The sequence below is a fragment of the Mycobacterium sp. pR1184 genome, from assembly GCF_041287235.1.
GTDB lineage: Bacteria > Actinomycetota > Actinomycetes > Mycobacteriales > Mycobacteriaceae > Mycobacterium.
In genome coordinates this window covers 220846-240698 of sequence record NZ_JBGGKR010000007.1, presented here as the reverse complement: position 1 = coordinate 240698, position 19853 = coordinate 220846, and the positions used below count along the sequence as shown (strand labels likewise).

The following is a 19853-nucleotide window of genomic DNA, read 5'->3' as shown; positions in this document are numbered from 1 at the left end:
ACGTATCGGAGGACGGCGCGGACCGCAAGCTATGCACACCGATCCGTACCTAAAGGGGTTAGGGTGGCGGATGTGGTGGAGCTGGAGAAGGGGCCGCGTGGCCTGCGCCGCGGCAGAGGCGCACGCGAGCGCATCCTCTGCGCGTCGCGACAGCTGTTCGGCGAGCAGGGCATCAACGGCACCGGCCTGGACCAGCTCTGCGCGACGGCGCAAGTGTCCAAGCGCACGTTTTACCAGCACTTCACCGGCAAGGACGAGCTGATCGCCGAATACCTACGCCGATTCGATCCCGACGTCCTGCCCGAACTATTCGACCGCACCGACCTGACGCCCCGCCAACGGCTGCGCGCGGCCTTCGACATGCACGGACCCCTGTGCCCGTTCATCGCCGCGGCCGTCGAAATCCAGGACCCCGGCCACCCCGCACGCGCACACGCCTGCGACTACAAAAAGGCTTTTGCCGCGCGGCTCATCGAAACCGCGCGTGCGGCCGGCGCGACCGACCCCGAACAGCTCGGCGAACAACTGGCGCTGCTCTTGGACGGCGCCTCCGCGCGCAGCCGGGTCCTCAATGCCGAAGCCTTTGCCACCGCCGCAGCCATCGCCGACGTCCTCATCGACAACGCCATCCCCACGACAGCGGCAGGCGCGGCGCCGCCAACCGGGACGGAGTTGGGCGTCGATTCCGAAGGGTCTACCCCGCATCCCTGTTGAGCATTGCGTCTTATTCGTGGATCGACAGCGATGAGAGTCTCGGATACAGGATTGCCGGGCCCAGCCATCGAGTAACGAAGCGGCGCAGCGGGAGTCCCTGGCGCGTCGCCTGTCCAGGATCGGTAAGCAGGGATTGCACTGTACGCAAGGTCATTTCGGCAAGCTCACGCAGGGCGGGAGGGTCGAAGCCGTGCAGCTTCCAATCGACGTCGAGGCGGTGAAACACAGAGAGGCAGAATGCGATTGCCGTGTCGGAAGTCAGCGAAGTGACCGCGTCGCCGTCGTCTCGCCGGGTCAGTAGCTTCTCCAGCTGCGGATCGCCGGCGAGGTTTTCGACGCCGAAGGAAACGCATTCGACTACCGCGGTGACCGGGTCTTTGAAACCGCTGCCGTGGTCTGCGACTTGGTCGATAAATCCATTGACAGCGCGCATTGCGCTGGCGATCAGCAGCGCGTCGGCATTGGGAAAGTAGCGGTACACGGTCTGGCGGGTGACTCCGAGCCTGCGTGCGACGTCGGCAAGGCGTATCGCCGCTCCATGCTCGGCGATTTCCTCGTCAACCGCGCTCAGGATCCGCGAAATTGCTTCCTCGTCCGTTGCGGGCGTAGCACCCGCCCAGCCGCGACTACGCATCCGACGTCACAAGCCGTTCGCTGGTGAATTCAATCGAAAGCGTTGTCGGACCGGTCATTCCGAGCACGGATCTCCAGGGGGCCGGACCGGCGCGGTGGGTGGCCGTGAGGCGGCGGGTGAGTACGGTGAGTGCTTCGGCCAGTTCCCGTCGTGCAAGATTTGCCCCGAGGCAGTAATGCGCGCCGCCGCCGAAGGTCAGAATGGCGGGGACGTCCTTGCGCGCGATGTCGAAGCGATCAGCATCTGGGTAAATTGCCGGATCTCGGTTGGCCGCAAGGGTATTCACGAGCAGGAACGTTCCTGCGGGGAACATATAGCCACCGAACTCGACGTCGTCAACGGCGGCTCGCGGGACGATGCAGGCCGCCGGTGAGTGGCGCATGGTCTCCTCGACCGCCTGCATCGCAAGTTCCGGGTGGTCGCGCAGCTTCGCCCATTGATCAGGATGCTCGCAAAGCACCTGCACCGACGCCGCCAGCTGGTTTCGCGTCGTATCCGTTCCCGCCATCAAGAAGCCGGCCACCAACATGCGGAGCTCGTCGAGATTGAGCCGGTCGCCGTCGCTTTCGGCGCGGATAAGCTCCGAAAGCAGGTCGTCGGTCAGATTGTTGCGGCGGGCGGCGACCATGTCGTCGACGTAGGCGTCCAGCTCGCTCCACGCTCGCATGATCGCCGCTTCATCGAAGTTGGCGTCTGGCTGAAAGTTGAGGGCTTTAAAGATCTCTTCGGTCCAGTCCGCGAACAACTGCCAGTCCTCGCGGGGCGCACCGAGCAGCGCGCACATGATCGGGGTGGGATAGGGACGCGCGATGTCGGTCACCACGTCGCACCGTCCGGCATGCACTACCCGGTCGATGAGCCCGTTCACCACCTCGTGGATCGTGTCCTGCAGACGCGATGTCGCGCGGGGAGTGAACGCCTTGGAAACGAGTTTGCGTAACCGAACATGTGGTGCGCCGTCCAAGCCGAGGAGGCTGTTCGCCAGCTTGTCGAACAACGGACCCGACGTGATGCCTTGGGCGGCCAGAGTGATACCGGGCGGAAGGCGAAATCTGTTGTCGCGCAGCATTTCGCGGGCCATTTCGTACGTCAGGATCTCCGGGCCCAGGGGCCCGATGGCGATGGACGCACGCGATTGCGCCACTCGGACATCGTCGAGGATGTCGTGCGGGGTGGCATCGAGGCCGTAAGTGAGCGTGGGCAGCCCGGCTTCGAAGACGTTGGCAGCGGGGCTATTTACATTCATCGTTGCCTTCACTTGTGCCATGCCCGGTCCGGGCTTCGTGTGACAAATTTAACTGGAGCGTATGACCATTGCGATCTTACGTCAACGATCCATGAAATATATGCAGTTCAGCACGCGCATCGTCTTCGGTGGTCATACATATCCTCCAGATACGTCCACGTTCCCGGACAGCCTGCCGCTCGCCTTCACAGCTAACTGACGACAGCCCGCTGAGCGGCAATCACAGAACCTGCTGACAACGCATTGTCAGCAGGTGTCATCCTTTGGGCATGTCCGAAGCCCGGCACGTTGTTCTGATTCACGGCAACTGGTCCCGCGGAGAACAGCTGGCCGGTCTGCGTACCGCCTTCAACGAACGCGGCTTCACGGCTCACGCCCCGACACTGCGCCATCACGACCTGCCGATCCGGGAGGGCGCTCGCAAGATCGCGTCGCTGAGCCTGCGGGACTATGTCGACGACCTGTCGGCCTTCGTCGGTTCTCTCCAAACGCCACCCTTGTTGGTCGGCCACTCGATGGGCGGCTTGATTGCGCAACTGGTCGCCGCACGCACACCACATATCGGGCTAGTAGCGGCGTGCCCCGCTCCCGCGGCAGGCATTGGAGGTTCGACACCTGCGAACAGGCGAATGTCGATGCCCTGGTTCCTTAGGCCTCGCGCCTGGGCCAAGCCCGTGGCTCCCCCGCGGTACGAGCGCTTCCGGGAATGGATAGCCAACACCCAATCCGAGGAGACCGCCCGTGAGATATACGACGGCCTGGTCTGCGACTCGGGCCGCGCTCAATGGGAGATGCTCCTCGCGACACTCAGGCTTTCCAAGGCGACACTCGTCGATGCTGCCGCGGTGAACACGCCCGTACTAGTCCTTGGCGGTGCGTACGACCTGATCGTTTCCGAGAAAGTTCTACAGCGGACGGCGGCTCAATACCAGCGAGCCGACGTCGTTCTCGTACCGAACGCTGACCACATGGTCTTCTCCGGAAGCTGCCTGCCCATAACCATGCGCTACATCGACGAGTGGCTTGCAAATAATCAGCTTCAACCGGTGCGCGGTACAACGTCGCCCGACTAGCACCACGACGTGTCCAAACGTTGTGGAGCTAAGGGGAATCGAACCCCTGACCTTCTCGATGCGAACGAGACGCGCTACCAACTGCGCTATAGCCCCTTGACCCGCTAGAGGCTACCAGTTCTGCAAGGGCGCCAGCACCAACGGCACTACTGGCCGACGGCGCGCGGCAGGTCCCGCGGCCAGCCGTAGTTCTGCTGCGGCATCGCGTAGTCGAGGTGCTCGAAGATCGGGTCCTCGTCGTCGATCTCCAGCACCACCGCGCCGGGCCGGCGCAGCCGCGACGGGACCACGTCGTAGTCGCGGTCGCGGGTGTTCTCCACGCCCGTGCGCGCGCGGGCCATCCGCTGCGTGCGGCGACGCCGGACCTTCTCCTCGATCTTGGTCTGCCGGCGCAGATAGCCCAGGTAGAGCAGGGTGATCGCGGTGGCGACACCGCAGACCCACCAGGCGGTCCGGCTGATCTCGAATGCCGCCGTCGCCGAGCCGACCAGGATGACGGCCATCACCATCAGCACCTTCTTGCGGAAGGCGTACTTGCGGGCGGTGACGGCGGCGGCGGTCTTGGTGTCGAAGCGGCGGCGACGCTGGGCACTCGCCGGGACCACGCGCTCGCGCAGACCCGGGTCGTCATCCTCCGCCTCGGGCTCCAATCCGGACGAGTCCTCGACGTATTCGTACTCGTCGTCGAGGTGATCCTCGTCGGCTTCCTCGTGCTCGTCCTCGTCGACCGGGGCGAGCTGGGGTTCGGTGGCCGCGGCGCTGACCCCGACCGGCAGCGCGTCGGAGTCCTCGACGACGTCGACGTCCAGGTAGTCGGGCTCGGCCGGCTCGGCGGCCGCCATCCTCATCACCACCGGACGGGCGGGGCGCAGTTCCTCGGTCTCGGCATCGTGTTCATCGTCGGTCCCGGCGAGGTCGTCACGCTCCGCATCGTCGGACTCGTCGTCGTCGGCCGAGTCTTCCGGCTGCCAGTGCGGGTCGCTGCGGTGGCCCGAGGCCGGACCGCTGCGCCGCAGCAGGCGGGACCCGGTGCCGTTGAGCACCCGGGTTGCCAGCGCCACGTCACTGGTGCGTCGCACGGCGTCACGCTTGCTGATCAGCATCGGTACCAGCACGAACAGCCAGAGCACCACGAGTGAGATCCACAACAACGACTGCGGGATGCTTGGCATGATGACCTGCTCCTTCTGGTCCGGATCCCCGCGAGGCCGATCGTTGACCTGCGCGGTCGGGACCTGTGACCAGCGCAATTACACACCTGTAATTTGCCTCAATCAAGCATCACACGCCACATATGTCACGTGAGCCACAGAAATATTGCGATTTGTCTTCGGCGGCGAGTTCCCGCACGTCGAGATTGCGGTCATGGTCGCAGTCAGGCGCCGATCACAGCCGTGACGGCAATCTCGCCGCGCACAAGAAGGGAAGAATTTACGCCCAGCGCGCATATCCGGCACGGACCAGCGTCGATGCCACCGATCCGTAAACCTCCTCGGCCGTAATCGCCATCAGGAGATGGTCGCGCCACGCCCGGTCGACCTCGAGGTAGCGGCGCAGCAGGCCCTCCTCGCGAAAGCCGACCTTGGCCAGCACGGCCCGACTCGCGAGATTCTCCGGGCGCACGGTGGCCTCCACCCGGTGCAGCATCACCGGCCCGAAGCAGTGGTCCAGGCCGAGCGCCAGCGCGCCGGTGGCCACTCCTCCGCCGGTCGCCGAGCTCGGCACCCAGTAGCCGATCCACGCCGAGCGCAGCGCGCCGTGGGTGACGTTGCCGATGGTCAGCTGTCCGCAGAACTGCCCGTCGAGCTCGATCACGTACGGCAGCATGCGGCCGTTGCGGGCCTCGGCACGCAGGCCAGAACACAGCGCCGGCCAGGCCGCGACGGTGTGCCGCAGCGCCCAGTCGCCGTCGGAGGTGGGCTCCCACGGCTCGAGATGCGCCCGGTCGGCCAACCGGTGACGACTCCACTGCGCGCCGTCGCGCATGCGCACCGCGCGCAGCCGGACCACACCGGCTGCGACCCGCAGCGGCCCCACCGACGACGGCCAACCGGGGTGACGGGCGCTAGAGCGCAAGAGGTTCACGGGCGTGCGCAGTCGTTTGAGTCAGCCGCGCTGGGCCAGGAACGCGACGTCGACGATCTCACCGGTGCGAATCTGTTCGGCACCACTGGGAACCACAACTAGACAGTTTGCCTCAGCCAGCGTCGCGAGCAAATGCGACGACGCCCCCGGGGCGCCACCCAGCGCCTGCACCAGATACTCGCCACTGTCCTGGTCGCGCATCAGCTGGCCGCGCAGGTAACCCTTGCGCCCAGCCACCGACGTGATCGGCGACAGCGTGCGGGCCTGCACGATCCGCCGCATCGGCTGGCGCTTGCCCAGCGACAGCCGGATCAGCGGGCGCACCATCACCTCGAAGACCACCAACGCGCTGACCGGATTCGACGGCAACAAAAAGACCGGCACGCCGTCGCGCCCGAGCTGCCCGAAGCCCTGCACCGACCCCGGGTGCATGGCGACCCGGACGACCTCCATGTCGCCGAGTTCGGACAGCACCACCCGCACCGCTTCGGCGGCCGCGCCCCCAACTCCCCCGGCGATCACCACGACCTCGGCGCGATTGATCTGGCCCTGGACGATTTCGCCGAGCTCCTGCGGGTTGTTGGACACGATGCCGACCCGGTTGACCTCCGCGCCGGCATCTCGGGCCGCGGCCGCCAACGCGTAGGAGTTGACGTCATAGACCTGCCCGTTGCTCGGCGTGCGCGAGATGTCGACCAGCTCGCCGCCCACCGCCATCACCGACACGCGCGGGCGCGGGTGCACCAGGACCCGCTCGCGGCCGACCGCGGCGAGCAAGCCCACCTGAGCCGGGCCGATGATCGTCCCGGCCCGCACCGCCACATCGCCGGGCTGGACGTCGTCGCCGGCGCGCCGCACGTAGGCACCCGACGGCGCACCGCGCAGAATCCGCACCTTCGACGTGCCGCCGTCGGTCCACCGCAGCGGCAGCACCGCGTCGGCCAGCGTGGGCAGCGGCGCCCCGGTCTGCACTCGGGCGGCTTGGCGCGGCTGCAGTCGGCTCGGCGTTCGCGCCCCGGCCTCGATGGTCCCCATCACCGGCAGGACCAGCCCGCCGGGGTTGTCCTCGTCGGCCATCGGCTCGCCGGTTTCGTCGAGCGAAAGGTCGGCGCCCACCTCGCCGATACCCAGCACGTCGACGCTGCGCACCGCGTAGCCGTCGATCGCCGCCTGATCGAAGCCGGGCAGCGGCCGCTCGGTCACGACTTCCTCGGCGCACAACAATCCCTGCGCCTCCGCGATGGCGACCCGGATCGGGCGCGGGGCTACCGCGGCCGCCGTTATCCGGGCTTGCTGCTCCTCAACCGAACGCACTCGCCGCGCCTCCCTGCCGTCACCCTGACGGGCGCGCCGTATCGGGCCTTCGCCCGATCGCCCGGTGGTTCTCCGGGCCCGGTATGGCGGCCGGCTACTGCTCGTTCAGGCCCAATCGCGCCACCAACCACCGCCGCAATTCCGGGCCGTAGTCGTCACGATCCAATGCAAAGTCAACCGCAGCCTTGAGGTAGCCGCCGGGATTTCCCAAGTCGTGTCGAGATCCGCGATGGACGACGACATGCACCGGGTGGCCCTCTTTGATCAGCAGCGCGATCGCATCGGTGAGCTGTAACTCGCCGCCGGCGCCGTGGTCGATGCGGCGCAGCGCGTCGAAAATGGCGCGGTCGAGCACATAGCGGCCGGCCGCGGCGTACAACGACGGCGCCTCGGAGGCCTTGGGCTTTTCCACCATGCCGTTGACCTTGAGGACGTCGGAATTGCCGGCGCCGGGGATGGCCTCGACGTCGAAAACACCGTAGGCGCTGATCTCCTCGGGCGTGACCTCGATGGCGCACAACACCGTGCCCCCGTACTCGGCGCGCACCTTGGCCATCGTCTCCAGCACGCCGGTCGGCAGCACCAGGTCATCGGGCAGCAGCACCATGACGGCGTCCTCGTCGGGCGTCAACGTCGGCTCCACGCAACCGATCGCGTGTCCCAGCCCGAGCGGTTCGGCCTGCACCACCGATTCGACCTTGATCAGCGCCGGCGCCCGGCGCACCTTGGCCAGCATCGCCTTCTTGCCGCGCGCTTCGAGCGTGCCCTCGAGCACCAGGTCCTCGACGAAGTGCGCGACCACGCCGTCCTTGCCCTCCGAGGTGATGATCACCAACCGCTCGGCGCCGGCCGCGGCCGCTTCCTCGGCGACCAGCTCGATACCGGGCGTATCGACGACGGGCAGCAACTCTTTGGGCACCGTCTTGGTGGCCGGCAGGAAACGGGTGCCCAGACCGGCTGCGGGGACGATCGCCGTGTACGGGATCGGGACTTCATCTGGCCGTGACATCGTTCACACCATAGCGCTCAGAGGGGTGGCCGCCGTTGCATGGCAGGCCGAATACCCGTGCTGTCATCGTTGATGCATGACCACTTCGACCAAGGCCACACTGCGCGAGCAGGTGCTGGCGGCTCGAAGTCAGGTCGCCGACGACGTGCACGCCGCCCAGGCGCGGATGCTCAACGAGCAGCTTGCCCTCGCGGTGAGCGGCGGCAGCACCGTCTGCGCCTACGTCCCGGTGGGTACCGAGCCGGGTTCGGTCGAAATGCTGGACATGTTGCTGCGCCACGCGCGGCGGGTGTTGTTGCCCGTCGCGCGCACCACCGGTGACGGCATCCCGATGCGGCTGCGCTGGGCCGAGTACCGGCCGGGTGGGCTCGTCCGCGGCCGCTGGGGCCTGCTCGAGCCGCCCGAGCCGTGGCTGCCGGAGTCTGTCCTGGCCGAGGCGGAGATGGTGGTGGTTCCGGCGCTGGCCGTGGACCGCCGGGGCGTGCGGCTGGGCCGAGGCCGGGGATATTACGACCGTTCGCTGGACGCCAGGAACCCGCGGGCACGGCTGATCGCGATGGTGCGCGACGAGGAGTTCGTCGAGGAGTTGCCGGCCGAACCGCACGATGTGCCGATGACCCACGTGATCACCCCCGGGCGCGGCGTGGTGGCGCTGCGCACGGGTGACACCGCCCGGGAATGAGACGGATTTCATGGCTGTTTTAGCACTCAAGCACTGTAGAGTGCTAACAAGCTTATCTAACGGAGGTTTTGGAGTGCCGACCTACAGCTACGCGTGCACCGAATGCGATGACCGCTTCGACGTCGTACAGGCCTTCACCGACGACGCCCTGACCACGTGTGAGAAGTGCTCGGGCCGACTGCGCAAATTGTTCAACTCCGTCGGCATCGTGTTCAAGGGCAGCGGCTTCTACCGAACCGACAGCCGCGAGTCGGGCAAAAAGTCGTCGTCGAGTGCGAGCAACGGCTCATCGACCAACGGATCTTCCGAGAGCTCCAGCTCGAGCGACACACCCTCGTCGAGTGAGAAATCCAGCTCCAGCGACAAGTCCTCGTCCAGCGAGAAGTCGACGGCGGCCGCCGCGGCCAGCTAGCGGGTTATCCACAGCACCCATCCCCTTAGGGCGCTTTGTGCTGCCCGCTGCGCCTACCGTTGCGGCGTGGCAGAACCATCGTTGAATCCGGCGCTACTGCAGCGGATATCGGCGTCGCTGCGCCCGGACTGGACACGAACCATACTGGCCCGCCGAGTGGCGGCGGGCGGACTCGTCGTGTTGGCCGGGATCGCGGCGATGCGCTCGAATCCGGACGGAGATCGCGTCGACGCGGTGGTGGCCACGCGTGATCTGACTCCCGGCGCGGCGTTGACTTCCGACGATGTTCGAGTCGAAAAGCGTTTGGCGACAACCCTTCCCGAGGGTGCACAAGCAGACCTGGGCGCGGTGGTCGGTTCGATGCTGGCCGGTCCGGCGCGCCGGGGTGAGGTACTGACCGACGTCCGCCTACTGGGCAGCCGGCTGGCCGAGGCCGCAATCGGATCGAAGGCCGGTCCGGGAGCGCGCATCGTGCCGCTGCATCTGGCCGACAGTGCGCTCATCGACCTGGTGCGCCCCGGCGACGTGGTCGACGTGCTGGCCGCGCCCACCGATTCGCGGCCGGGCAGCCAGGCGGCCAGTTTGGTAGTCGCCACCGATGCCGTAGTGGTGCTCGTGTCTGCGAAGCAGAAAGTCCAGGCCGCCGATAATGACCGCGTAGTCTTAGTTGCGCTGCCGGCTCACGTGGCGAACACGGTGGCAGGCTCGGTGCTAGGCCAGGCAGTGACCCTCACCCTGCACTGAGTGCCTGACACCCCGCTCGCCACGGCACCCGCAGCAAACTGTGTCCAGCCCAGAAAGGACGTCGAATGCTCAAGGGGTTCAAGGAGTTTCTCGCGCGGGGCAATATCGTCGACCTGTCCGTCGCGGTCGTCATCGGTACCGCGTTCACCGGCCTGGTCACCAAGTTCACCGACAGCATCATTCAGCCGTTGATCAACCGGATCGGCGTCAATCAGCAATCCGATGTCGGCATCCTGAAGGTCAGCATCGGTGGCGGCCAGACGATTGACCTCAACGTGCTGGTGTCCGCGGCGATCAACTTCGTCCTGGTCGCCGCGGTGGTCTACTTCCTGGTCGTGCTGCCCTACAACACTTTCCGCAAACGGGGCGAGGTCGAGCAGGCCGACGACGCGCAGGTCGTCTTGCTGACCGAGATCCGCGACCTGCTCGCGCAGACCAACGGCGGGGCTTCGTCGGGCCGGCACGGCGGGACGGGCACCACCCCGCCGCCCGAGCACGGGCCGCGCGCGGACGCCGAGTCGCGGTGAGTGCGCGGGGCTTGAACGAGACGCCCGCGCGACTTTAGATCTCGAGGCTCGATAACTGCCCGATGATCTGGGCGGCGAGCGGATTCAGCGTCGCCATGCCGTCGCGCACCGCGTACCGGGAACCGGCAAGGTTGACCACCAGCGTGCTTCCGGACACGCCGGCCAGGCCGCGTGACAGCCCGGCGTCGATGATTCCGGCCGACAGCCCGGAGGCCCGGACGGCCTCGGCGATGCCCAGGATTTCCCGATCCAGGATCTCGACGGTGGCCTCGGGGGTGACATCGCGCGGCGTCACTCCGGTGCCGCCGACCGACACCACCAGATCCACCCCACCGATCACCGCGGTGTTCAGCGCGTTGCGAATCTCGACCTCGTCGGCCGCGACCGCCACCACGCCGTCGACCACGAATCCCGCCTCAGTCAGCAGCTCGGTGACCAGCGGCCCGCTGTGGTCTTCCTCGTCCCCGTGGGCGGTGCGGTCGTCGACCACCACAACCAGAGCCCGGCCGACTACCAATTCCGCACCCGTATCCATGGGTGCAACCGTATATCCGAGTTCGGACATGGGCTCGCCGACTCTCATCACTGATCCGCCTTGCCGAGGGTGACCTGCACGGTCCGGCTGCCGCCACCGGGATCCTGGAACGTCAGCGATACCTTGTCGCCCGGCGCCTTGGACCGCACCGCGGCGACCAGCGCGTCGGCGCTGCTGATCGGACGGTCGTCGACCTTGGTGACGACGACATTCTTGGGCACACCCGCGTTCGAGGCCGCGCCGCCGGTCACGACGTCGACGACCTTGGCGCCCGGTGTGCCCTTGTCGCTGGTCACCTGCACACCCAGCGACGCATGCGACGCCTTGCCGGTGCTGATCAACTCGTCGGCGATGCGCTTGGCCTGGTCGACCGGAATCGCGAAACCGAGACCGATCGAACCGCTTTGGGCGTCCGGCGAATCCGAACCCAGGGTGGCGATCGCGGAGTTGATGCCGACCAGCTGCCCCTGCAGGTTGACCAGCGCACCACCGGAGTTACCCGGGTTGATCGCGGCGTCGGTCTGAATGGCGTCCAGCACGGTGTTCTGGTTGCCCGACTCGCCGGTCGTGGACACCGGCCGGTTCAGCGCGCTGATGATCCCGGTGGTCACCGTGCCCGACAAGCCCAGCGGGGAACCGATCGCCATCACGGGCTGGCCGACCCGCACATCCGACGAGGAACCCATCGCGATCGGGGTCAGGCCGGAGACACCTTGCACGCGGATGACGGCGATGTCGCTGGTGGGATCGGCACCCACCACCGTGAACGGCGCGGTGCGGCCGTCCGAGAAAGTCACCGTCGTCTTCGGCGCGGGACCACCCGGCCCGCCGGGCGGCGGGCTTCCGGGCGTCGGGCTGCCGGGCGTCGGGCCACCGGGTCCACCGGGCCCCTTCGGCGGGGCGGCGGCTGCGGCGATGACGTGGTTGTTGGTCAGAATCAGCCCGTCGGACGACAGGATGACGCCGGACCCTTCTTCGGATGCCCGACCGAGGTCGGTCTCCAGCATCACGACGCTGGGCACCACCTTCGCGGCGACCTGCTCGACGGTGCCGGGCGGCATGTTGGCCGCCGGAACGCCGGGTGTGGCGCCCGACGGTCCGCTGCTACCGCTGGCGGTCGTGGAGTGCGTCCCCAGTTCGACGACCGTGGCCGCGGCGCCGCCGATGCCTGCCGACACCACCGCGATCGCCAGCGCACCGGTCACCAGCAGGCCGGCGCGGCCTCGCTTCTGCGGTCGCGGCGGCCCCATCGGGGGCAGCATGCCGGGGATCGGCCCTACTCCGGTGCCGCCGGGGATGGGTCCGGCGCCGGTGCTTCCAGGAATCGGACCCGCGCCGGTACCGCCGGGGATCCGGCCCGGCCCGGTGCCGCTGGGTATCGCACCCGCTCCGGTGTCCCCGAACGGCTCATACGGCCGGCGGTATTGCGAGGTCTGCGACGGTTGCGACTGCTGGCCTTGCTGGTACCGCCAGTCGTAAGGCTGGTTGTACGGTTGCTGGTGCCCCTGGGCATACGCGGGAGCTCCACCCTGTTCAAAGGGCTGGTTAGGCACGCCGGGGTAGCCCGGCTGCTGAGGCGGTGGCGAATACCTCGGGTCATTCGTCATAGCGCTAAGTCGCTCTTCCTCTAATTGGGGTGCTGTCGAGCTCGACTTGGCTCGATTGTCAACACTAACTGCCTCTACCTTGCGCGTGCGGACTGAGAGTCCACTGAGATAACGTTCGCCGATTCCCGAGAGTTCGCTGCGTCGTCATCTGTGCGAACGGCGGGATCGGTCTTGGCTTCGCCGGCGGCTCCACCGACCGAGGCCGCACTCTCGGTCCCGGCGGTCGGATACGCCGACACCGGCAGTGGCCGGCCGGGAAGCAGCACGTAAATCGATGTTCCTGGTGGGTGACCGCCCGGAACTGTGTCCTCGACGCGCAACAGCCCGCCGTGGTTGAGCACCACCTGCTTGACGATCGCCAACCCCAGCCCCGATCCGGGCAGGGCCCGCGCCGTCGTCGATCGGTAGAACCGCTCGAACACCAGGCGCCGCTCGTGTGGCGGGATACCCGGGCCCAGGTCGGAGACGATCAACTCGGCATGCGACGGGTCGAGTTGGCGCATCCGGACACCGACGTGGCCGCCCGGCGGACTCCATTTGGCGGCGTTGTCCATCAGGTTCAGTGCGGCCCGCGACAACCCGGCGTTGTCCCCGTACACCTGCCACGGGATTACGTCGACATCGAAGTGAATGTCGTTGCGGCGCCGCCTAACTCGCTCCAGGCTGCGGTCGATCACCTCGGACATGTCGACCGGCTCGTGTACTACCTGGCCCGCGTCGTCGCGGGTGAGGTCTACCAAATCGCCTACCAGAGTGGACAATTCCTCGATCTGCGCCAGCACATCCGAACGCAGGTCCACCATCTCCTGCTCGGGCAGCCGCGGCGCCCCTGGTTCCATGGACGCCATCAGCAGTTCGACGTTGGTCCGCAGTGATGTCAGCGGGGTGCGCAACTCGTGTCCGGCGTCGGTGACCAGCCGCGCCTGCCGCTCCCGCGACTCCGCCAGGGCGCGCAGCATCAAGTTGAATGCCTCAGTGAGCCTTGCCAATTCGTCACTGCCGAACACCGGGATGGGCCGCAGGTCGTCGGTGCGTGCCACCCGCTCGGCCGCCTCGGTCAGCCGGGCGACCGGCCGCAGCCCCGCCCGGGTGACCATGCCGCCGGCCACCGCGGCGACCGCGACCCCGATACCGCCGACGATCAGCAGCACCCAGCGCAGTTTGGTCATCACCGCCTCGGTCGGCCGCAGGCTCTTGGAGATCAGCAGCGAGCTGCCGTTGGGCAGGTGGATCGCCAGGATGCGCTGATCGGAAGCGGTACGACGGGACATGAACAGGTCACCGCGGATGACCGCCTTCTCCGGCTCGGCGACCGGCAGGGTCTGGCCCGGCTGCTGGGCGGTGTAGATCGAGTGGCCGGGGTTCACCAGCATCGCGTTGACGTCGGAATACGCGGTGCCCTCGATGGCCTTGGCCGGGTCGGCGGCCAGCGAACCGCTGGCGATCAGCAGCTGCGCGCGGCTGTCCAGCTGGTTGTCGATGTCGCTGTAGAGCGCCGCCGCGATCACCGCGTAGACGGCAAACGCCATCAGCACGACAACCATCGCCACCATCGACATCGCCAGCAACATGACCCGCCACCGCAACGACAACGAACTGGGGGCTCGCAGGGGTGCGCGCCGACGTCGTTGGAACCGGATCATCAGGGCGGGGTCTCCCGTAGTACGTAGCCGACGCCACGCACCGTGTGGATCAGACGCGGTTCACCCTCGGCTTCGGTTTTGCGGCGCAGGTAGCCGACGTAGACCTCCAGCGCATTGCCCGAGGTGGGAAAGTCGAATCCCCACACCTCTTCGAGAATGCGGCTTCGGGTGAGCACCCGGCGCGGGTTGGCGATCAGCATCTCCAGCAGGGCGAATTCGGTGCGGGTCAGGCTGATCCGGCGGTGCCCTCGGGTGACTTCACGGGTCACCGGGTCCAGAGCCAGATCGGAGAACGTCATCGCGACCGACTCGGCGTCCTCGGGCTTGGTGCGGCGCAGCAGCGCCCGCATCCGGGCCAGCAGCTCCTCGAGGGCGAACGGCTTGGGCAGGTAGTCGTCGGCGCCGGCGTCCAGGCCGGCCACCCGCTCGGACACCGAGTCGCGGGCAGTGAGCACCAGAATCGGCAGGTCGTCGCCAGTGCTGCGCAGTTGCCGGCAGACCTCGAGACCGTCGAGGCGCGGCATCATCACATCGAGCACGACGGCGTCGGGGCGGTCACTGGAGATGAGCTCCAGCGCCTCGACTCCGTCATGAGCCAACTCGACGGAGTAGCCGTTGAAGGAGAGCGATCTGCGCAGCGATTCGCGGACCGCGCGATCGTCATCGACGACAAGAATGCGCACGGCCACTAGTTTCGTCCTAGGGCCTGAGAGCGGCCTGAGAGGCGCGCCGGGTATTTGCCGAGATTAGCGTCGGTCGAGATCGATCAGGCCCAGGCGAGCCGCCTTGAGCAGTCGACGCGGCACCTTGTGCTTCTGGCCGGCCACGGTCACACCGACGAGCTCGGTCTTTTCCGCCTTCCACTGCGAGCGGCGGCTGCGGGTGTTCGAGCGCGACATCCTGCGCTTGGGTGTGGCCATGGTCGGGCCTTACTCCTCGGTCTGGGGTTTCGGTCGTCCGTCGCGCGGCATGACCTCTGCGGCCGACGGCGACGATTGCGCTCCAGAATAGTCGGTGACCTGCTGGTCGCCAAAATGGGCCGCGCGGCCTGCGCTGCTATGACGGCAGCGCCGAGACGGGCATCCTTGACGTGACACCGGCGGTACCCGCTAACCTACCGGGTGGTTGGTTGGTCGAGCACCGGTAATTCCCGAATGGAGGACGCCGATGGCCTCTGGAACTGGGCGGTCCGGTGCTGTCCGGATCGCGAACTGCTCGGGGTTCTACGGCGACCGGCTGGCGGCCATGCGCGAGATGCTGACCGGCGGCTCAGGCGATCCGGTCGACTACCTCACCGGCGATTACCTGGCCGAGCTCACCATGCTGATTCTGGGCCGCGACAAGATGAAACACCCCGAGCGCGGCTACGCCAAGACCTTCCTGACTCAGCTCGAGGATTGCCTGGGCGAGGCTCGGGACCGCGGGGTGCGCATCGTCGCCAATGCCGGCGGCCTCAACCCCGCCGGGCTGGCGGACGCGATCCGCGCCCTGGCGCAGCGGCTGGGCATCGCCGCCCGAGTCGCCCACGTCGAGGGCGACGACCTGCAGCCGCGCGCGGCCGAACTGGGGCTGGGCACGCCGCTGACGGCAAACGCCTACCTGGGTGCGTGGGGCATCGTCGACTGCCTGAACGACGGGGCCGACGTCGTCGTCACCGGCCGGGTCACCGACGCCTCGGTGATCGTCGGGGCCGCGGCCGCCCACTTCGGCTGGGGCCGCACCGACTACAACGAACTCGCCGGCGCGGTGGTCGCCGGACACGTCATCGAATGCGGCGTGCAGGCCACCGGCGGCAACTACGCGTTTTTCACCGAGGTGCCCGACCTGTCGTACGCGGGTTTCCCGCTGGCCGAGGTCAGCGCCGACGGATCCTCGGTGATCACCAAGCACCCCGGCACCGGCGGACTGGTCAGCGTCGACACCGTCACCGCTCAGCTGCTCTACGAGATCACCGGCGCCCGCTACGCCAACCCGGACGTCACGGCGCGGATGGACAGCATCGAGCTCTCTGACGACGGGCCGGACCGGGTCCGCATCAGCGGCGTGGTCGGTGAGCCGCCGCCGCCGACGCTCAAGGTGTCGCTGAACAGCATCGGCGGATTTCGCAACGCGATGACCTTCGTGTTGACTGGGCTGGATATCGAGGCCAAGGCCGAGCTGGTGCGCCGCCAACTCGAGGCCGGGCTCACCGTCAAACCCGCGGAGCTTCAGTGGACGCTGGCGCGCACCGATCACCCCGATGCCGACACCGAGGAAGCCGCCAGTGCGCTGCTGCACTGCGTGGTCCGTGACCCCGACCCAGCGAATGTCGGACGTCAATTCTCCTCGGCAGCAGTCGAATTGGCGCTTGCCAGCTACCCGGGCTTCCACGTCACCGCCCCACCGGGCGATGGCCAGGTCTACGGAGTCTTCAACGCGGGCTATGTCGACGCCGCCGTGGTACCGCACATCGCGGTGCACTCCGACGGCACGCGCACCGATATCCCCTGTGCCACCGACACTTTGGAGCTGTCCCCGGCCGCTTCCCCGGCATTGCCGCAACCCCTGCCGGCCGGGCCGACCCGGCGCGCACCCTTGGGTCGCATCGCCGGAGCCCGCAGCGGCGACAAGGGCGGCTCGGCCAACGTCGGGGTCTGGGTGCGCACCGAGGACCAATGGCGTTGGCTGGCTAACACATTGACGGTCGAACTGCTCAAGGAGTTGCTGCCCGAGGCGGCGGACTGCGACGTCACCCGCCACGTGCTGCCCAACCTGCGTGCGGTGAACTTCGTGATCGAGGGCATCCTCGGTCAGGGCGTCGCCTATCAGGCGCGGTTCGATCCCCAGGCCAAGGGGCTGGGCGAATGGCTGCGCAGCCGCCACGTCGACATCCCGGAAGGGCTTTTGTGAACATCTGGTATACCCCGGAGCGCGAACAGCTGCGAAAGACGGTGCGCGCCTTCACCGAACGTGAGATCCTGCCGCACGTCGACGAGTGGGAACGCGCCGGCGACCTGCCGCGCGAATTGCACCGGCGCGCCGGGGCGGCCGGGCTGCTCGGCGCCGGGCTACCCGAAGCGGCCGGCGGCGGTGGCGGCGACGGCGCCGATGCGGTGGTCATCTGCGAAGAATTCCACCAGGCCGGCGGCCCGGGAGGTGTCTTCGCGTCGCTGTTCACCTGTGGCATCGCGGTTCCCCACATGATCGCCTCGGGCGATCAGCGGCTGATCGAGGAGTTCGTCCGGCCGACGCTGGCCGGCGAGAAGATCGGATCACTGGCCATCACCGAACCCGGCGGCGGTTCGGACGTCGGGCATTTGCGCACCAGCGCGGTGCGGGACGGCGACCACTACGTGGTCAACGGCGCCAAGACCTACATCACCTCCGGGGTGCGCGCCGACTATGTCGTGACCGCGGTGCGCACCGGAGGACCTGGCGCAGCCGGGGTTTCACTGCTCGCTGTCGAGAAGGGCACGCCAGGCTTCGAGGTGAGCCGCAAGCTGGACAAGATGGGGTGGCGGTCGTCGGACACAGCCGAGCTGTCCTACGTCGATGCCCGGGTTCCGGTAGCCAACCTGGTCGGCGCCGAGAACAGCGGGTTCGCCCAGATTGCGCAGGCGTTCGTGTCCGAGCGGATTGGCCTTGCGGCGCAGGCGTATTCGAGTGCACAGCGATGCCTGGACATCACCGTGGCTTGGTGTCGCGACCGCGAGACGTTCGGTCGCCCACTGATTTCGCGCCAGTCGGTGCAGAACACGCTGGCCGAGATGGCCCGGCGCATCGACGTCGCCCGCGTCTATTCGCGCAATGTGGTGGAACGCCAGCTGGCCGGTGAGTCAAACCTGATCGCGCAAGTGTGCTTCGCCAAGAACACCGCCGTCGAGGCCGGCGAATGGGTGGCCAACCAAGCCGTTCAGCTATTCGGCGGCATGGGCTACATGGCCGAATCCGAGGTCGAACGCCAATATCGCGACATGCGGATCCTGGGTATTGGCGGCGGTACCACCGAAATCCTGACCGCACTGTCCGCCAAACTGCTGGGATTCCAATCATGACCGTGCTGCAGTCCACCCTCGACCCGAAGGCGTCGACGTACGCCGACGCGGCCGAAACCATGCTCGCAAAACTGGCCGAGATCGACGTCGAGCACGGCAAGGCCCTGGCCGGGGGCGGAGAAAAGTACACCGCGCGCCACCACGCCCGCGGCAAGTTCACCGCCCGCGAGCGCATCGAACTACTGCTGGATCCGGATTCGCCGTTCCTCGAGCTGAGCCCGCTGGCCGCCTACGGCAGTTCCTTCACCCTGGGGGCGAGCGTGGTGGTGGGCATCGGCGCCGTCGAGGGCGTGGAGTGCCTGATCGTCGCCAACGACCCGACCGTCAAGGGCGGCACCAGCAACCCCTGGACACTGAAGAAGATCCTGCGGGCCAACCAAATTGCGCTGCAGAACCGGCTGCCGGTGATCTCGCTGGTGGAGTCCGGCGGCGCGGACCTGCCCACCCAGAAAGAGATCTTCGTGCCCGGCGGACAGATGTTCCGCGATCTGACCCGGCTGTCGGCGGCGGGCATTCCGACCATCGCGCTCGTCTTCGGCAACTCCACCGCCGGCGGTGCCTACATCCCCGGCATGTCCGATCACGTCGTGATGATCAAGGAACGCTCGAAGGTGTTCCTGGCCGGCCCCCCGCTGGTGAAGATGGCCACCGGCGAAGAATCCGACGACGAGTCCCTCGGCGGCGCCGAAATGCACGCCCGCACTTCGGGTCTGGCCGACTACTTCGCCGTCGACGAGCTCGACGCGATCCGCATCGGTCGTCGCGTGGTGAGCCGGCTGAACTGGCGCAAGCTTGGGCCGGTGCCGCGGCCCGTGACCGAGCCGCTGTTCGATGCCGAGGAACTGATCGGCATCGTGTCGTCGGACCTGCGTATTCCGTTCGACCCGCGCGACGTGATCGCGCGCATCGTCGACGGCTCCGAATTCGACGAATTCAAGCCGATGTACGGCTCGTCACTGGTGACCGGCTGGGCGACGCTGTGCGGCTACCCGATCGGGATTCTGGCCAACCATCGCGGTGTGCTGTTCAGCGAGGAATCACAGAAGGCCACCCAATTCATCCAGCTGGCCAACCGTTACGACACGCCATTGTTGTTCTTGCACAACACCACCGGATACATGGTCGGCAAGGACTATGAAGAGGGCGGCATGATCAAGCACGGCTCGATGATGATCAACGCCGTGTCCAACTCGACCGTCCCGCACATCTCGCTGTTGATCGGTGCGTCCTACGGCGCGGGTCACTACGGCATGTGCGGGCGGGCGTACGACCCCCGCTTCCTGTTCGCCTGGCCCAGCGCCAAATCCGCGGTGATGGGCGGTGTCCAGCTGGCCGGCGTGCTGTCGATCGTGGCTCGCGCGGCCGCCGAGGCTCGCGGCCAACAGGTCGACGAGGACGCCGACGCCGCGATGCGGGCCGCGGTCGAGGGCCAGATCGAGGCCGAGTCACTGCCGATGGTCTTGTCGGGAATGCTCTACGACGACGGGGTGATCGACCCCCGCGATACCCGCACCGTATTGGGAATGTGTCTGTCCGCCATCGCGAATGGCCCGATCAAGGGGACGTCGAACTTCGGCGTCTTCCGGATGTGAGC

The 19853-nt window shown here is 67.3% G+C and carries 20 protein-coding genes and 1 tRNA gene; 9 read left to right on the top strand and 12 right to left on the bottom strand.

The window, feature by feature from the left end; genetic code table 11:
• Positions 1 to 63: 63 nt before the first annotated feature.
• Complete coding sequence (locus tag ACAG21_RS14915) at positions 64 to 714, top strand: TetR/AcrR family transcriptional regulator (RefSeq protein ID WP_370496874.1); 651 nt, start codon at positions 64 to 66, stop codon at positions 712 to 714.
• A 10-nt stretch (positions 715 to 724) separates the two neighbouring features.
• Here ACAG21_RS14915 and ACAG21_RS14910 read toward each other — a convergent pair whose 3' ends face one another.
• Positions 725 to 1348 carry a TetR/AcrR family transcriptional regulator gene (locus tag ACAG21_RS14910; protein WP_370496873.1) on the bottom strand — a complete coding sequence of 208 codons (624 nt, stop codon included), beginning with the start codon at positions 1346 to 1348 and terminating at the stop codon, positions 725 to 727.
• Positions 1341 to 2594, bottom strand: coding sequence for a cytochrome P450 (locus tag ACAG21_RS14905; protein WP_370496872.1), 1254 nt, complete (start codon positions 2592 to 2594; stop codon positions 1341 to 1343). The genes ACAG21_RS14910 and ACAG21_RS14905 overlap by 8 nt, the downstream gene beginning before the upstream one ends.
• Positions 2595 to 2863: 269 nt before the next feature.
• On the opposite strand from ACAG21_RS14905, the gene ACAG21_RS14900 reads away from it, so the two are divergent.
• Complete coding sequence (locus ACAG21_RS14900) at positions 2864 to 3667, top strand: alpha/beta hydrolase (protein WP_370496871.1); 804 nt, start codon at positions 2864 to 2866, stop codon at positions 3665 to 3667.
• 23 nt (positions 3668 to 3690) lie between these two features.
• Here ACAG21_RS14900 and ACAG21_RS14895 read toward each other — a convergent pair.
• The 5 genes from ACAG21_RS14895 to ACAG21_RS14875 form a co-directional block, all read right to left on the bottom strand.
• Positions 3691 to 3763: transfer RNA gene (locus tag ACAG21_RS14895), tRNA-Ala, on the bottom strand.
• 50 nt (positions 3764 to 3813) lie between these two features.
• On the bottom strand, positions 3814 to 4839 hold the full coding sequence (gene glpR / locus ACAG21_RS14890; protein ID WP_370496870.1) for a gephyrin-like molybdotransferase receptor GlpR: 1026 nt from the start codon (positions 4837 to 4839) through the stop codon (positions 3814 to 3816).
• A 259-nt stretch (positions 4840 to 5098) separates the two neighbouring features.
• Positions 5099 to 5752: a GNAT family N-acetyltransferase gene (locus ACAG21_RS14885; RefSeq protein ID WP_207768594.1), complete on the bottom strand. Its 654-nt coding sequence runs from the start codon at positions 5750 to 5752 to the stop codon at positions 5099 to 5101.
• Between the two features lie 21 nt (positions 5753 to 5773).
• Positions 5774 to 7066, bottom strand: coding sequence for a gephyrin-like molybdotransferase Glp (glp, locus tag ACAG21_RS14880; RefSeq protein WP_370496869.1), 1293 nt, complete (start codon positions 7064 to 7066; stop codon positions 5774 to 5776).
• Positions 7067 to 7160: 94 nt separating this feature from the next.
• Positions 7161 to 8075, bottom strand: a complete 915-nt coding sequence (locus tag ACAG21_RS14875) for a UTP--glucose-1-phosphate uridylyltransferase (protein WP_096289901.1) — start codon at positions 8073 to 8075, stop codon at positions 7161 to 7163.
• A gap of 76 nt (positions 8076 to 8151) precedes the next feature.
• On the opposite strand from ACAG21_RS14875, the gene ACAG21_RS14870 reads away from it, so the two are divergent.
• The 4 genes from ACAG21_RS14870 (at position 8152) to mscL (ending at position 10440) form a co-directional block, all read left to right on the top strand.
• Positions 8152 to 8757 carry a 5-formyltetrahydrofolate cyclo-ligase gene (locus ACAG21_RS14870; RefSeq protein ID WP_370496867.1) on the top strand — a complete coding sequence of 202 codons (606 nt, stop codon included), beginning with the start codon at positions 8152 to 8154 and terminating at the stop codon, positions 8755 to 8757.
• Positions 8758 to 8830: 73 nt separating this feature from the next.
• On the top strand, positions 8831 to 9169 hold the full coding sequence (locus tag ACAG21_RS14865; RefSeq protein ID WP_370496866.1) for an FmdB family zinc ribbon protein: 339 nt from the start codon (positions 8831 to 8833) through the stop codon (positions 9167 to 9169).
• A gap of 66 nt (positions 9170 to 9235) precedes the next feature.
• Positions 9236 to 9913, top strand: coding sequence for an SAF domain-containing protein (locus ACAG21_RS14860; protein ID WP_370496864.1), 678 nt, complete (start codon positions 9236 to 9238; stop codon positions 9911 to 9913).
• A gap of 65 nt (positions 9914 to 9978) precedes the next feature.
• Positions 9979 to 10440 carry a large-conductance mechanosensitive channel protein MscL gene (gene mscL / locus ACAG21_RS14855; RefSeq protein WP_370496862.1) on the top strand — a complete coding sequence of 154 codons (462 nt, stop codon included), beginning with the start codon at positions 9979 to 9981 and terminating at the stop codon, positions 10438 to 10440.
• A 34-nt stretch (positions 10441 to 10474) separates the two neighbouring features.
• On the opposite strand, the gene ACAG21_RS14850 is transcribed toward mscL, so the two are convergent.
• From ACAG21_RS14850 to rpmF, 5 genes are all read right to left on the bottom strand, one after another.
• On the bottom strand, positions 10475 to 11023 hold the full coding sequence (locus tag ACAG21_RS14850) for a molybdenum cofactor biosynthesis protein B (RefSeq protein WP_370496860.1): 549 nt from the start codon (positions 11021 to 11023) through the stop codon (positions 10475 to 10477).
• Complete coding sequence (locus ACAG21_RS14845; protein WP_370496859.1) at positions 11023 to 12582, bottom strand: S1C family serine protease; 1560 nt, start codon at positions 12580 to 12582, stop codon at positions 11023 to 11025. The genes ACAG21_RS14850 and ACAG21_RS14845 overlap by 1 nt, the downstream gene beginning before the upstream one ends.
• Before the next feature lie 74 nt (positions 12583 to 12656).
• Positions 12657 to 14225: an ATP-binding protein gene (locus ACAG21_RS14840; protein WP_370496858.1), complete on the bottom strand. Its 1569-nt coding sequence runs from the start codon at positions 14223 to 14225 to the stop codon at positions 12657 to 12659.
• Entirely contained in the window at positions 14225 to 14908 is a 684-nt protein-coding gene (gene mprA, locus ACAG21_RS14835; RefSeq protein WP_096291346.1) for a two-component system response regulator MprA, read from the bottom strand. The genes ACAG21_RS14840 and mprA overlap by 1 nt, the downstream gene beginning before the upstream one ends.
• A gap of 63 nt (positions 14909 to 14971) precedes the next feature.
• Positions 14972 to 15145, bottom strand: a complete 174-nt coding sequence (gene rpmF / locus ACAG21_RS14830) for a 50S ribosomal protein L32 (protein WP_036471323.1) — start codon at positions 15143 to 15145, stop codon at positions 14972 to 14974.
• Positions 15146 to 15392: 247 nt separating this feature from the next.
• Here rpmF and ACAG21_RS14825 point away from each other — a divergent pair, with 247 nt between their 5' ends.
• Genes ACAG21_RS14825 through ACAG21_RS14815 form a run of 3 tightly spaced genes read left to right on the top strand, consistent with a single transcriptional unit; the run spans position 15393 to position 19851 of the window.
• Positions 15393 to 17114 carry an acyclic terpene utilization AtuA family protein gene (locus ACAG21_RS14825; protein ID WP_370496857.1) on the top strand — a complete coding sequence of 574 codons (1722 nt, stop codon included), beginning with the start codon at positions 15393 to 15395 and terminating at the stop codon, positions 17112 to 17114.
• Entirely contained in the window at positions 17111 to 18259 is a 1149-nt protein-coding gene (locus ACAG21_RS14820) for an acyl-CoA dehydrogenase family protein (RefSeq protein ID WP_370496856.1), read from the top strand. Before ACAG21_RS14825 ends, ACAG21_RS14820 begins: the two co-directional genes overlap by 4 nt.
• A gap of 2 nt (positions 18260 to 18261) precedes the next feature.
• Positions 18262 to 19851 carry an acyl-CoA carboxylase subunit beta gene (locus ACAG21_RS14815; protein ID WP_370496995.1) on the top strand — a complete coding sequence of 530 codons (1590 nt, stop codon included), beginning with the start codon at positions 18262 to 18264 and terminating at the stop codon, positions 19849 to 19851.
• The last annotated feature ends 2 nt before the right edge of the window (positions 19852 to 19853 follow it).